The sequence below is a fragment of the Priestia sp. 3CA3 genome, from assembly GCF_056836725.1.
The window spans coordinates 447,690-462,728 of record NZ_JBXENJ010000001.1 but is presented as its reverse complement, the minus strand read 5'-3'; the positions used below and the strand labels follow the sequence as shown (position 1 = coordinate 462,728).

12 protein-coding genes are annotated in these 15,039 nt (G+C 41.1%); all 12 read right to left on the bottom strand.

The annotated features are described in order from the left end of the window. Positions 1–22: 22 nt before the first annotated feature. The 12 genes from AC1VNJ_RS02370 to yqiS all read right to left on the bottom strand — a co-directional run bounded on the left by AC1VNJ_RS02370 (position 23) and on the right by yqiS (position 15,025). The gene (locus tag AC1VNJ_RS02370) at positions 23–826 is read right to left on the bottom strand and encodes a transporter substrate-binding domain-containing protein (protein WP_026106695.1); all 804 of its coding nucleotides are present in this window, start codon (positions 824–826) and stop codon (positions 23–25) included. A gap of 281 nt (positions 827–1,107) precedes the next feature. Continuing rightward, positions 1,108–1,545, bottom strand: coding sequence for a BrxA/BrxB family bacilliredoxin (locus tag AC1VNJ_RS02365; RefSeq protein WP_028411575.1), 438 nt, complete (start codon positions 1,543–1,545; stop codon positions 1,108–1,110). A 193-nt stretch (positions 1,546–1,738) separates the two neighbouring features. After that, positions 1,739–2,734: a methylmalonyl Co-A mutase-associated GTPase MeaB gene (gene meaB / locus AC1VNJ_RS02360; protein ID WP_033579718.1), complete on the bottom strand. Its 996-nt coding sequence runs from the start codon at positions 2,732–2,734 to the stop codon at positions 1,739–1,741. Between the two features lie 16 nt (positions 2,735–2,750). Further along, positions 2,751–4,901, bottom strand: coding sequence for a methylmalonyl-CoA mutase (scpA, locus tag AC1VNJ_RS02355; RefSeq protein WP_028411577.1), 2,151 nt, complete (start codon positions 4,899–4,901; stop codon positions 2,751–2,753). Then, positions 4,894–6,930: a methylmalonyl-CoA mutase family protein gene (locus AC1VNJ_RS02350; protein ID WP_033579717.1), complete on the bottom strand. Its 2,037-nt coding sequence runs from the start codon at positions 6,928–6,930 to the stop codon at positions 4,894–4,896. Before AC1VNJ_RS02350 ends, scpA begins: the two co-directional genes overlap by 8 nt. 157 nt (positions 6,931–7,087) lie before the next feature. Further along, the gene (locus tag AC1VNJ_RS02345; RefSeq protein ID WP_482640285.1) at positions 7,088–8,347 is read right to left on the bottom strand and encodes a dihydrolipoamide acetyltransferase family protein; all 1,260 of its coding nucleotides are present in this window, start codon (positions 8,345–8,347) and stop codon (positions 7,088–7,090) included. A gap of 15 nt (positions 8,348–8,362) precedes the next feature. Beyond that, positions 8,363–9,346: an alpha-ketoacid dehydrogenase subunit beta gene (locus AC1VNJ_RS02340; protein WP_013084975.1), complete on the bottom strand. Its 984-nt coding sequence runs from the start codon at positions 9,344–9,346 to the stop codon at positions 8,363–8,365. Between the two features lie 12 nt (positions 9,347–9,358). Then, a complete protein-coding gene (locus tag AC1VNJ_RS02335) occupies positions 9,359–10,351 on the bottom strand; it encodes a thiamine pyrophosphate-dependent dehydrogenase E1 component subunit alpha (RefSeq protein WP_013084976.1) in 993 nt (330 codons plus the stop codon). Positions 10,352–10,371: 20 nt separating this feature from the next. Then, complete coding sequence (gene lpdA, locus AC1VNJ_RS02330; protein WP_028411580.1) at positions 10,372–11,793, bottom strand: dihydrolipoyl dehydrogenase; 1,422 nt, start codon at positions 11,791–11,793, stop codon at positions 10,372–10,374. Between the two features lie 28 nt (positions 11,794–11,821). Beyond that, positions 11,822–12,901, bottom strand: a complete 1,080-nt coding sequence (gene buk / locus AC1VNJ_RS02325; RefSeq protein ID WP_372492011.1) for a butyrate kinase — start codon at positions 12,899–12,901, stop codon at positions 11,822–11,824. Between the two features lie 96 nt (positions 12,902–12,997). Then, on the bottom strand, positions 12,998–14,101 hold the full coding sequence (bcd, locus tag AC1VNJ_RS02320; RefSeq protein WP_013059125.1) for a branched-chain amino acid dehydrogenase: 1,104 nt from the start codon (positions 14,099–14,101) through the stop codon (positions 12,998–13,000). A gap of 12 nt (positions 14,102–14,113) precedes the next feature. Further along, positions 14,114–15,025: a phosphate butyryltransferase gene (gene yqiS, locus AC1VNJ_RS02315; RefSeq protein WP_028411582.1), complete on the bottom strand. Its 912-nt coding sequence runs from the start codon at positions 15,023–15,025 to the stop codon at positions 14,114–14,116. Between the last annotated feature and the right edge of the window lie 14 nt (positions 15,026–15,039).

The window sequence follows — 15,039 nt, the reverse complement described above, 5'->3', positions numbered from 1 at the left end:
CATTCCTCTCTAACTATCATTCTTATTTTTGGTCGTCAAACCACTTAACGATTAATTTATCCAATTCACCGTTTTCTTTCATTTTCTTTAATTCACGGTTAAAGTCATTCGTTAGCTTGCTGTCTTTAGGAAATGCGATTGCTGATCCTTTACTTGAATCGGGACGTCCTGTATCAGACATTTGCAAGCTTTTGTCTTTGTTCACATACCCTTTAGCTACTGTATCTTCAATAATCGCTGCATCGATACGATTTGATTTCATTTCTTGAATTAGTTCTGGAATACGGTCACGCGTTGTTACATTTACTCCGTCAACTTCTTTTGCAATTTCTTTTGCTTCGTCTGCTTGAATAGAAGAAGTTTGTACACCGACTGTTTTTCCTTTTAGTTCTTCTGCGTTTTTAATTGGCGCATCTTTCTTCGATACAATCATGTTTTTTGCTTCGTAGTATACGTCTGAGAAGTCCACGTTCTTTTTACGCTTTTCAGTTGGCGTCATACCGGCTAAAACTAAATCGACTTTATTAGATTGTAAAGCTGGAATTAATCCGCCAAATTCCATATCCTTTACCTGCACGTCATAGCCTAACTTTTTACCGATTGTTTTTGCTAAATCTACGTCAAATCCGATTGCTTCACTATCACCTTTTGCCGTATCAATATATTCAAAGGGTGGGTAATCTGCTGATGTTCCCATTACAAGTACTTTTTTATCTTTGTCGTCGCTGCTTGCTCCGCCATTAGACGTTCCTTCTCCTGCTCCGCATGCAGCTAAAACGCCTGCTGTTAAGAGACCAATTGCCGTTACCGATAACCACTTTTTCAATTTCATCTTCGTTCCCCCTAGTTTATTCCTTACATTATTTTTTAAAAATTAATAATATTATGAAATAAGTTTTTTACTATTGCAAGTAAATGTCGAAATTTAAATATATATTCATATAAATGTATTTTAACACAACATTATAAATATGCAATATCTTTTTTAAATATAAGTTTCACTATTTGAAAATACCTTTTCTCAACATTTTCCACTCATTAGAAAGCCTGCATACAGACGGATAAAAAAATGCATAAAAAAAGAAGCCGTTCAAAACGGCTTCTCTCTTACACTTCTTCACAGTTCTGTTCGAACGCTTCTTGCAGCTTCATCACAACTGACATTGGCTCATGGCCTTCAATTTCGTGACGCTCTACCATTGTGATAATTTTTCCGTCTTTTAATAAAGCGAAAGATGGAGATGAAGGCGGATAACCTTCAAAGTATTCGCGTGCACGCGCAGTTGCTTCTTTATCTTGCCCAGCAAATACTGTAACCAAGTTTGTTGGACGTTTATCATAATGTACAGCGTGCGCTGCAGCAGGTCTTGCAATACCTCCTGCACAACCGCAAACTGAATTCACCATTACAAGCGTTGTGCCAGGCTGTTTAAACGTTTCATCTACCGCTTCAGCCGTCGTTAATTCTGTATAACCAGCAGCTGTAATTTCTTTACGGGCCTGACGAACAACGTCGTTCATAAACAAGTTAAAATCGATATTCATTTTCATACCTCCCTTTTGCTATCTATCCTTTATCATAGCAAACGAAAACTAAAAAGGCGATTGCTTTGACTCATTTTTTCTTGGTAATCAAGATTAAACAAGAAAAGAAATGGTGATACTGTTTTTACAGCTAGAAAACCATACTCTTAACTCCCTAGTGTAGAAGGATCCGCATAAAATGCAGGATCCTTTTTTACATTTCTTTCATCGCCTGCTGATAGATTTTAATCAAGTGTTGGAGAGCTTCAGCCATTGTGGCATCTCCGGTCATCATTTGTTTTTCAACATCCCCTAATGTTTGCTTAACTAAAGGATGTTCATAAAATGATTCTTGTAAATATTCATTAACACTTGCTTGTAACCATGCCTTCATTTGCTTTTGTCTTACTGCATAAAACAGATCTTTTTTATTCATCCATTCCTTATAGTCACAAATTATCTGCCATAAATGTTGAAACGACGCTTCTTCATAAGCAGAAGTTGTGATGACCTGTGGTTTCCACCCTCCGGAATGACCGTGAAGAAAACCGATGACACTTTTGTATTCTTTTGCAGTCACTTCTGCTTTTAGCCGGTTATCCCCGTCTGCTTTATTTACACAAATTAAATTAACCCATTCAAGCAGCCCTTTTTTAATTCCTTGCAAATCATCTCCTGCTCCGGTTAAAGCAAGCAAAACAAAGAAGTCTACCATCTCTTTTACAATCATTTCACCTTGGCCAACACCCATCGTTTCGACAAATATGATGTTATACCCAGCCGCTTCACAAAGAAAAATGGCTTCTCTCGTTTTAAGATGAACACCTCCAAGCGTTCCTTGAGAAGGTGAAGGACGGACAAAAGCGTTCTCTTGTTTGGCAAGCAGCTCCATTCTGGTTTTATCTCCTAAAATACTTCCTCCAGACAAGGTACTGCTTGGATCGACTGCTAAAACTGCAACGGAATGGCCATTTTTGCATAGATACGATCCAAATTTGTCAATCAGCGTACTTTTTCCTGCTCCTGGTACGCCAGTAAAACCAATGCGCACTGAATGCCCCGTATGGGGATAGATTTCTTTAATCAGCTGTTGTGCTATTGCTTTATGCTTCGGCGCTTTACTTTCAATTAAAGTAATGGCTTGAGCTAACGCTGTTCTTTTCCCTTCAAGCAGCCCTTGTTTATAATCTTGTACCGTTTTTAATTTCACCAATTGTCTTCACCAACTATTCTTCTAACCGTTTCTTTATTTCATGTAAGACGGAAACGGCCGCTTTTGGGATTACTGTTCCAGGTCCAAAGATTGCAGAAGCGCCGTGCTCTAAAAGAAATGAGTAGTCTTGTTTAGGAATAACGCCTCCGACAATAACAACGATATCGTCGCGCTCTAATTTCTTTAACTCATCAACAAGCTGCGGCAGTAACGTTTTATGCCCGGCTGCCAAAGAGCTTATCCCAATCACATGTACGTCGTTTTCTACAGCTTGCCTTGCTGTCTCTTCAGGCGTTTGAAATAAAGGGCCAATATCCACATCAAATCCAAGGTCAGCAAAGGCTGTTGAAATCACTTTTGATCCTCTGTCATGACCGTCTTGCCCCATTTTCGCCACTAAAATCCTTGGGCGTCTTCCTTCTTCCTCTAAAAATTCAGCCGTGAGCTTTCGAACTTCTTCGATTTGATCTCGATGCGCAAACTCCGCACTGTATACCCCGCTGACTGACTTAGAAGTAGCCTGATGTCTTCCAGCCACTTTCTCAATCGCTTCTGAAATTTCACCTAGTGTAGCTCTAGCTCTTGCAGCTTCAACCGCAAAAGCAAGGAGATTCCCTTCGCCTGTTTTGGCACAAGTGGTCAGTCGATTAAGCGCTTCAAGTACCGCTTGTTCGTTACGTTCACTGCGTATTTTCTTTAGCTTTTCCAGCTGCTTCATTCGAACTGCTGTGTTATCAATATCAAGAATATCAAGCGGTTCTTCTTGCTCCGGCTGAAACTGATTCACACCTACAATAATTTCTACCTGCGAGTCTATTCTTGCTTGTCTGCGCGCAGCAGCTTCTTCTATCTTCATTTTAGGTACGCCTGCTTCTATTGCTTTTGTCATTCCGCCGAGCTGTTCTATTTCTTCAAGGTGCTTCCACGCTTTTATCATTAATTCATTCGTTAATGATTCCACATAATAAGAGCCTCCCCAAGGGTCAATGACGGAACAAATCTCCGTTTCATTTTGCAAATAAAGCTGCGTATTTCGAGCAATTCTAGCTGAAAAATCAGTCGGAAGAGCAATCGCTTCATCCAGTGCGTTTGTATGAAGCGATTGCGTATGTCCTGACACTGCAGCCAGAGCTTCGACGCATGTTCTAATAACATTATTAAATGGATCCTGCTCGGTTAAGCTCCATCCGGACGTTTGAGAATGCGTTCTAAGAGCGAGTGATTTAGGGTTGTCCGGCTCAAACTGTTTCATGAGTTTTGCCCACAGCAGCCTCCCCGCTCTCATTTTCGCTACTTCCATAAAGTAGTTCATTCCAATTGCCCAGAAAAAGGATAGTCTCGGTGCAAACGCGTCAATTGAAATTCCTGCTTTCAAGCCGGTTCGTACATATTCAAGTCCATCTGCAAGCGTATAAGCAAGCTCTAAGTCTGCTGGAGCGCCTGCTTCTTGCATATGATAGCCTGATATACTAATACTGTTAAATTTCGGCATATGCTCCGCTGTATATTTAAAAATATCCGCAATGATTCGCATGGACATTTCAGGAGGATAAATATACGTATTGCGCACCATATATTCTTTTAAAATATCGTTTTGAATCGTTCCAGCCAGCTTTTCTTTTTTTACTCCTTGTTCTTCAGCTGTTACGATGTAGAAAGCTAAAATAGGAAGAACCGCCCCGTTCATCGTCATCGACACGGACATTTGATCAAGCGGAATCCCTTCAAACAGCTGCTTCATATCAATCATTGAATCAATTGCCACTCCTGCTTTCCCTACATCTCCAACAACTCTTGGATGATCAGAGTCATAGCCGCGGTGGGTAGCTAGGTCAAAAGCAACAGACAGCCCTTTCTGTCCAGCAGCTAGGTTTCGGCGGTAAAAGGCATTGCTTTCCTCCGCCGTTGAGTATCCTGCATACTGTCTAATCGTCCAAGGCCGATTCACATACATCGTTGCATACGGTCCTCTCACAAACGGTGGAATACCAGGTGCAAAGTGAATAAAGTCGAGGTCATCTCTGTCTTTTTTTGTATATAATGATTTTAATTCAATTTGTTCATTTGTTTGAAAAGCAGTGAATGAACTTTGAGTCACGTCATCTTCCCTTTGCTGCTTTGAAAATGATAATGGAATATTAGAAAAAGAAGGCTTTTTATACATGAACTTCTACCTCCAAAGCACATAATAACTTCTTAACGCATTGAATAACATTTGTCTTAGGATGTATGACGCTCATTACACCTTTTTGCTGCCACTGCGTTTTGCGTGATACGTGTTCTTCCCCTACTACGTACACATAAACGGAATCTTCCTCAAAATAAGTCATCGCTTTTGTTAAGAGCTTTTCCACGAGTTCATCACTTCCACAGATTACATATGCTTCGTGCTTTTGTTCATTCATCCAATCTGCTATCTCGACGTAGGAATCTATGTTTTTAATTGTTTCACACGCAAAGCCTGCGCTTTCAAATAAAGACCGGGCAATCTCAGCTTTTTTATGGCTGCTAGGATCGGCGAGCTCCATAATGCCAATGCTCATTCCCTTTGTATAAACCCGTATTTTTTCAAACTTCTCTGCTGCTCTCCACTTAGTGAGCGGCACAACACTGTCTGGCTGTGACTGCTTCGCCATTTGTTTTAGCATCCACCCTGCTGTTACCCCTTTAGATGCTAGCTTTGTATAGTCCTCTAGCGAAAGATTTGATAAAAATTCCGAAGTGTTCTGGTCACTGTATTTATTCATTTTTCTTTCTTCTTTTTTAGACAGAGTGCTTTTTATCTCTTCAGATGCAGCGTGTTGCTTAGGAGCATAGTGTGTGACTCCGATCAAGCGCTCAATTCGGCACTCTATATCTCCTTGTCTTTTTACTCTCATTTGTTCAACTTCATCTTGAATTCGCCCTTGTTTTAAAGCTTCTTCCATTCCGCCGTGGTCTTCAATGTTGCCAAATAACTCCCAAGCTTTTGTCATTAATTCATGTGTGTAAGCTTCAACGTACCAAGAGCCTCCAGCAGGATCCATTACTTTTGATATATGTGTTTCGTGCTGCAAAATTAAGTGAGTATTACGGGAAAGGCGATGAGCGAACTGAGAAGATGAGGATGTAACGGAATCATATGGTTCAATATGCAGACTATCCGCTCCTCCTACAATAGAAGCAAACGCTTGAACCGTGCTCCTTAATGCATTTGTATACATATCTTCTTTAGACTGTGTAAGACGTGACGTTTCCGTATGAATAAACGGCACTGAAACGGCCGTGTCATCAAAAGCACGAACCACATTTGCCCAAAGCATGCGAAAAGCACGAAGTTTTGATATTTCCATAAATAAATGTGAGCTAACTGAAAAAGAAAAGGTCATGTGAGGTAAAACTTGATGTAAGGACAGACCGCGTTTCATGCATTCATCAATATACTGCACTCCTGTAGCAAGCATATAAGCTAGTTCTTGAACAGCGTTTGCACCGCTGTTATGGTAAGGAATGCTTGATACAATGATCGTTTTGAGCTCTGGAACATTACTGTGAGCCAAACGCGTTGCGTAAGCTAAATGATCGTATAAATCTCGAGTAGAAAGTGGAACTCTCCCGTATTCAGCAAGAGTGCCGAGCGGATCCATTCCAACCGTACCTGTTAGCTGTCTCATATCAAAGTTATGATCAACACAGTATGCTTTTAGAAACGAAAGAAGTGGAACGGATGTACATCCCGTATTTAAAAATAAAGGCACAGCTTCAAGAGCTACATGCTGAAACAAATGAGCAACATCCTCTAAAGTAGAAATTGTAGCGCCTGAGGCTACTTCAGCTTCAGTTGCTTCATCAACGTCTTTTCCTTGCCTCATTGCTTCACTGCACGTAAAAGCGGCCGTATTTTGTCCATTTCTCAAACTGTGTAAAAGAAGTTTATTGCTTTCTTTAATAGAAGGTAAGTCGATTTTTTGGGTGATTTCCCATTCCCCTAGTATGTATGATTCTTTACCGGCTCCTCTTAAACAATCTATTCCCGCCGGACTCTGCTGCAAGTAGTCTAAATGTGCCGTATCACTTTCAAAATAAAGCGGTTTCAAAAAGATGTTTTCTAACGTTTCTTTTGAGCGGAGCGCGGTGTTTTTGCTAACTTCCTGTGCCCAATCTTCTTTAGGTGTACGTGTAAATTCATGAAATGATAATGTATTTGTTTTCATTTCCATGCCCCTTTACAGTTAATAGCTGCCTGCTAGACCTAGATGATTACACTTTGAAGTTTGATGATTCTTCTTTTATTTTAATACATCTTTTACAAATTGTTCAATCATTGCTTCAAAATAAAAAAGCAAATGGAGAAAGCTCCATTTGCTTTTTTTAATAGACGGACGTATTCTCTTTAGACGTAGATTCTAAAATCTCTTTAACTCTTGCCAAGAACCTGCCGCACACCAAGCCGTCCAACACGCGGTGATCAAGTGATAAACATAAGTTAACCATATCTCGAACAGCAATCATGTTATCAATAATAACCGGACGTTTTACAATAGATTCTACTTGTAAAATAGCCGCTTGCGGGTAATTAATAATCCCCATTGATTGCACGGAACCAAATGAGCCTGTGTTGTTAACAGTAAACGTTCCGCCCTGCATGTCTTCAGACTTCAATGAACCCGTACGAACTTTTTGCGCAAGCTCTGTAATTTCACGCGCAATGCCTTTGATTGTCTTTTCATCGGCTTGTTTAATAACCGGCACAAATAAAGCATCGTCTGTTGCAACAGCAATAGATACATTAATATCTTTTTTCTGAACAATACGGTCTCCTGCCCACATTGAATTCATTTGAGGGAATTCTTTTAAAGCCTGAGCCACTGCTTTTACGAAGAACGCAAAATAAGTTAAGTTAAAACCTTCTTTTTGTTTGAACTCCGTCTTTAATGCATCACGATAAGAAACTAAGTTCGTTACATCAACTTCAACCATTGTCCATGCATGCGGAATTTCGTGTTTACTGCGAAGCATATTTGCTGCAATAGCTTTACGCACGCCTGAAACAGGGATTTCTTGATCTCCGGCTGCAGACACAACCGGCGCGGGTTGCTTCGTTTTTGGAGCAGCTGCCGCTACGGGTGCTTCTCGCTGAACTGTTGATGCAGGTGTTTCTTTCACTTCAGCAGCTCCGCCTTTTTCGATAACAGCTAAAATATCTTTTCTCGTAATGCGGCCGCCCGCTCCTGTTCCTGTCACGGTATCTAAATTAATATTATGTTCTTGTGACAGACGCATAACAGCTGGAGAGTATCGGCTTTTATTGGATTGACTGTCCGCTGTTTTTGGCGCTGATTCTTCTACAGTCTTATCAGACGTTTTCTGTTCTTTTTGAGGTACAGTTCCTTCTACTTCAATTAAACAAATCACTTCTCCCACGGGTAAAGTATCATCTTCACCTGCAATTAACTCTTTAATTGTTCCACTAAAAGAAGAAGGCACTTCAGCATTTACTTTATCCGTCATGACTTCAGCTAACGGGTCGTACTTATTTACGTGATCTCCAACAGAAACGAGCCATTTGCTAATTGTACCTTCTGTTACACTTTCACCGAGCTGCGGCATCGTAATTTTTTCAATAGCCAATTGATACAACTCCTTTTAAAATTGAGCTAATTCTCTCATTGCTTTTTCTACTTTATCTGGATTCACCATAAAATATTTTTCCATTGTTGGTGCATACGGCATAGCTGGAACATCGGGGCCAGCAAGGCGCTGAATTGGCGCATCTAAATCAAATAAGCAGTGTTCAGCAATAATAGCTGCTACTTCGCTCATAATGCTGCCTTCTTTGTTGTCTTCCGTTAAAAGCAGGACCTTACCTGTTTTAGATGCTGCTTCTATAATAGCTTCTTTATCAAGTGGATAGACCGTTCTTAAATCTAAGATGTGTGCTGAAATACCGTCTGCTTCTAGCTTTTCAGCAGCTTGAAGAGCAAAGTGTACACAAAGACCATATGTAATAACCGTGATGTCGTCTCCTTCTCTCTTTACATCTGCTTTGCCAATCGGAAGTACATAATCATCTTCAGGGACTTCTCCTTTAATCAAACGGTACGCACGCTTATGCTCAAAGAAAAGAACTGGATCATCATCACGAATAGCTGCTTTTAATAATCCTTTTACGTCATAAGGCGTAGAAGGCATCACAATCTTTAACCCTGGCGTATTGGCAAACAGTGCTTCAACAGATTGAGAATGATAAAGAGCACCGTGAACTCCACCGCCGTACGGAGCTCGAATTGTAATTGGACAACTCCAATCATTATTAGAACGATAGCGAATTTTCGCTGCTTCTGACACGATTTGATTGACTGCAGGCATAATAAAATCAGCAAATTGCATTTCCGCAATCGGACGCATGCCGTACATTGCCGCTCCGATTCCTACGCCTGCAATAGCAGATTCTGCAAGAGGTGTGTCAATAACCCTTTCTTCCCCGAACTGTTCGTACAGTCCGTTGGTTGCTTTAAATACGCCGCCTTTTTTTCCTACGTCTTCTCCTAATACAAACACGCGGGAATCTCTTTCCATTTCTTCACGAATGGCCATTGTTACTGCATCAATATATGAAATAACCGGCATATGTTCTCCTCCTTACTCACCGTACACGTATTTTAAAGCCGATTCCGCTTCTGCATAAGGAGCGTTTTCAGCATAATCTGTTGCATCATTAACGATGTTCATAATATCATCAAGCATTTGTTTTTCTCGTTCATCGGTTAACACGTTAACCTCTTTTAAATAAGTCGCAAAGTACGCAAGCGGATCACTCTTTTTAGCTTCAGACAATTCTTCTGCGCCGCGATATGCACGATCATCATCATCACTTGAATGGGCAGTCAAACGCTCTGAAACAGTTTCAATAAGAGTAGGCCCTTCTCCTCTGGATGCACGATCTCTTGCTTCTTTTACCACTCGATATACTTCAAGGACATCGTTTCCATCAATTGTGTAGCCTGGCATACCATATCCAATCGCACGATCAGATACTTTTGCGCACCCTAGCTGCTTTTCAACCGGAACAGAAATCGCATACTTGTTATTTTCACACATAAAGATAACAGGAAGCTTATGAACACCTGCAAAGTTCGCGCCTTCGTGGAAGTCTCCTTGGTTAGAAGATCCTTCTCCAAACGTAACAAACGTGACTAAGTCTTTTTTCTCCAATCGTCCTGCTAAAGCGATTCCTACTGCATGAGGCACCTGTGTTGTAACTGGAGAAGATCCTGTTACAATTCGCTTTTCCTTATGGCCAAAGTGACCTGGCATTTGACGACCTCCTGAGTTTGGATCTTCTGCTTTAGCAAACCCAGAAAGCATTAAATCGCGCGCAGTCATTCCAAATGCCAGCACAACACCCAGATCGCGGTAATAAGGTAATATGTAATCATTCTCTCTGTTTAAGGCAAAAGCTGCGCCAACTTGAGCGGCTTCTTGACCTTGACATGAAATAACAAAAGGCACCTTCCCTGCACGGTTTAATAGCCACATACGCTCATCAATTTTTCGTGCAAGCAGCATAGTGCGGTACATTTCAAGTACTTGTTCATCAGTTAATCCTAATGATTCATGACGGTTTTTTGTCATGTTTAAACCTCCTTTAATCATCAAAAATGAATCGCTTTTCCATCTACAGCTAATGAAGCTTCTCCCATCGCTTCTGAAAGGCTAGGATGAGGATGAATGGTATGAGCAATTTCCCATGGTGTAGCATCCAATACCTTTGCAAGACCCGCTTCAGAAATCATATCCGTCACGTGAGGTCCAATCATATGCACACCAAGAACATCATTTGTGTCGGCATCGGCAATAATTTTAACAAATCCCTCTGCCTCTCCATATACAAGAGCTTTTCCAACGGCCTTAAACGGAAACTTTCCAACCTTCAGCTGAAATCCTTGCTGTTTTGCTTCTTGTTCTGTTAATCCTACACTTGCTGCCTCCGGGCTGCTGTATACGCATTTAGAAATTGTTGTGTAATCAATCTTCAAAGGCTTGTCACCGTGTAAATGCTCAACAGCTACGATTCCTTCGTGAGAAGCTACATGTGCAAGCTGCAGTCCGCCAATCACATCTCCAATTGCGTAGATATGAGATTCTTTCGTTTGATAAAAATCATTTGTGGCAATCACACCGTTTTCTACTACAATATCGGTATTCTCGAGACCAATTCCTTCGACATTCGCTTGACGCCCTACAGATACAAGCAGCTTTTCTGCTTCATATTCTTGCATATCGTCTCCTACTTGAGCAGAAATTTTCACCTGACCACCAACAGACAGTGTATCAGCCATTACTTTAGCAGAAGTAATAATGGTAACTCCTTTTGCTTTTAAAAGCTTCGTCATTTCACGGGAGATATCTTGATCTTCTGTTGGTAAAATTCGATCGCTGTATTCAACAACCGTTACATCAACATCAAAATCTGTGAGCATTGACGCCCATTCAATTCCAATGACGCCGCCTCCCACAATAATAATAGAAGCAGGAAGTGTTTCCATCTTTAATGCTTCATCTGAAGTGATTACTTTCTCTCCATCGATTGTTAAACCAGGTAATGTTCTAGGGCGAGACCCTGTTGCGACAATTACATTCTTTGGAATAAGCATTTCGTTTTCTTCACCGCTTTTTAATTCAACGGAGATGGTTCCTGGCATAGGAGAAAAAATAGAAGGTCCTAAAATACGTCCAATTCCTTCATATACGTCAATTTTACCTTTTTTCATTAGCTGTTTGACACCATTATGTAACTGTGAAACAATTTCTGACTTTCGTTCTTGTACACGAGCATAGTTCAATAGTACATTGGACGTTTCTACGCCAAATTCACTGCTTTTCTTAGCCGTTTGATAGACTTCTGCACTTCTTAGTAAAGCTTTGCTTGGGATACACCCTGCGTGCAGGCATGTGCCGCCTAACTTATTTTTTTCCACAACCGCTACCGATAGACCTAACTGAGAGGCACGAATAGCTGCTACGTACCCTCCGGTTCCACCGCCGAGAATGACCAAATCATATTCTTTTGCCACACTGCTTCACACCTTTCTGCAAACGCTATTAAGCGCCTTTATATTCCTTTACTTCTTCTTCACCTGTAAGCACTCGGAGAGCCCCTTCAGCTAGCGCTTGAAGCTCATTTTCTCCAGGATAAACAATGACATCTGCAATCCACTTTACATGATTAATAATCAGCTCAACAAACGCTTTTGAATAAGCAATGCCTCCCGTTAGAATAATGGCATCTACTTTTCCATGCAATACCGTACTGGCAGCTCCAATTTCCTTCGAAATTTGATAAGCCATTGCTTCGTAGATAAGCTTAGCTTTTTCGTTTCCATTTTTCACTAGCGCTTCGACTTTCTGCACGTCAGATGTGCCCAAATAACCGACAAGTCCGCCTTTTCCTACAAGCATTTTCATAATCTCCTCGCGGTAATACTGACCTGAAAAGCAAAGACGAACTAATTCACCAACCGGTACACCGCCAGCGCGCTCTGGACTAAAAGGACCGTCGCCGTGCAGGCCATTGTTCACATCAATTACTTTTCCGCACTTGTGAACTCCAACCGTAATGCCCCCGCCCATATGGGTAACAATAACGTTCATTTGTTCGTATGTGCTATTCATTTCTTTGGCCACTTTTCGAGCCACCGATTTTTGATTCAGCGCGTGAAAGATGCTTTTCCTTTCCATAAAAGGAGTTCCTGAGATACGAGCGATGTCACTTAGCTCATCTACCACCACTGGATCAACAATGTATGCTGGAATATTTAATCCAGATGCAATCTCAAACGCTAAAATCCCGCCTAAATTTGAAGCATGATGGCCGGCATAACCGTCTTTTAAATCTTTGAGCATGGCTTGATTTACTTCGTATGTGCCGCCTTCAATCGGGCGTAAAAGCCCTCCTCTTCCACATACTGCACTTAATTTAGATAAATTAATCCCTTCTTCATCAAGTGCCTCTAAAATCGAGTTTTTACGGAACTCATACTGTGCATATATCGTCTCAAACTGATTCATTTGTTGTGAATCGTAGCGGATTGTTCGATCAAAAATTGGTTTATCGTTGTGAAACACGCCAATTTTTGTGGACGTTGAACCCGGATTTATTATCAGCATTCGATATTCGTGCATATCCAACACATGTCCTCCTACCTTATCATTCTCATAAACGAAGGCTAGGTCGAAAGGATTTCATTTATTCCTTTTGCCTAGCCTTCAGCTCAAACATTAGCGCGTATGACGTCTACTTAAAATATGCTGTCCATTTTGTAAAAATTGACTGCGTGAACGACGCAGCTTTTCAATTCTTTCTTCAGCTAAGCGATCTGCTGCTAGATAGGTTGGAATGCCATCTCGCTTTGAGATTTCAACTACCTTTTCAATATTATCATAAATACCTTCAACTTTTTTCAGCGCACGCTCACGGTTATATCCAACTAGCTCATCAGCTACGTTAATAACGCCTCCTGCATTAATAACATAGTCCGGTGCATATACAATGCCTAATTCATGAATTAAATCACCATGACGCGTTTCTTTCAATTGATTATTAGCTGCCCCTGCAATAACTTTTGCTTTTATTTGAGGGATCGTTTCATCGTTAATCGTTGCTCCGAGTGCACAAGGAGCATAGATATCACATTCTACACCATAAATATCATTTGGGTCTACTGCTTGCGCACCAAATTCTTCTACCGCACGCTGAACAGCTTCTTTATTAATATCCGTTACAATAAGTTTTGCCCCTTCTTCGTGAAGGTGGCGGCATAAATTATATGCTACGTTTCCTACACCTTGGACAGCTACTACTTTTCCTTCAAGCATATCTGTTCCAAATGCTTCTTTTGCTGCTGCTTTAATTCCTCGGTATACGCCGTAGGCTGTGACTGGTGATGGATTGCCTGATGAACCGAAGGCAGGAGATACACCCGTTACATAATCCGTTTCCTCATATACAATATCCATATCCTCTACCGTTGTGCCCACATCTTCTGCTGTAATATATCGACCATTTAACCCTTGAATAAAGCGGCCAAATGCACGGAACATCGCTTCATTTTTGTCTTTGCGAGGATCTCCGATAATAACCGTTTTTCCTCCTCCTAAATTCAAGCCTGCTGCTGCATTTTTATAAGTCATTCCGCGTGATAAACGAAGCGCATCTTCAATTGCAGCCTCTTCTGATTCATATGTCCACATTCTCGTACCGCCTAGAGCTGGTCCAATTGTTGTATCATGAATCGCAATAATGGCTTTTAAGCCTGAATCTTTATCTTGGCAAAATAATAACTGCTCATAATCGTATGTTTCCATATAGTCAAAAATTTTCATTGTTAGTGCCTCCTAAGAATTCTGTTGAGCGACGCTGATAGCAAGCGCCAGTGAGTATAATTTACTTTCTGATGAATCTGCTCTGGATGTTAAGACGACCGGAGCTTTTGCCCCCGCTAGAATAGCTCCAACTTTTGCTTTAGCAAAATAAATAAGGGATTTATATAAGACGTTCCCTGTTTCAATTGCTGGAACGAGTAATATATCTGCTTGACCGGCAACTTCACTTTGAATGCCTTTTTGCTTGGCTGCTTCTATGTTAATGGCATTGTCCAGTGCTAAAGGTCCATCAATAACGCAGCCTTTAATTTGTCCTCTGCGGTTCATCTGTGTAAGAAGTGCAGCCTCTACTGTGGCAGGCATCAAAGGGTTCACAACTTCAACCGCTGCAACAGGAGCTACCTTTGGCACCTCTATCCCAATCGAGTGAGCAACGTTCACCGCGTTTTGAATGATTTGAACTTTCTCTTCCAGAGATGGCGTAATATTCATAGCTGCATCTGTTACAAGAATAGGGCGGTCATAGTGAGGAACATCAAACACAGCTACGTGTGATAAAACATTTCCCGTACGCAAACCATGCTCTTTATTTAACACAGCTTTTAAAATAAGCGATGTGGATAAATTCCCTTTCATTACGATATGAGCTTGACCTTGCTGAACTGAACGCACAGCCAATTGAGCCGCTTCTAAAACGGACTCCGTATGTACGACCGTCACAGCCTTATGAGTGAGTAAGGATGGGCGGTACTGCCTGAATAATTCATTAATTGTTGTTTCGTTGCCAAACAAAATAAATTCAGAAACTTCCCTTGACACAGCTTCATACACTGCCTCAATTGTTTCTAAGTCTTCAGCTGCAGCAACAGCAACAGTCAAAGAAGACTGCTTAGCAACCCGAGATAAGATGGTAGCAAGAGTCATGGAATGTTCGACCT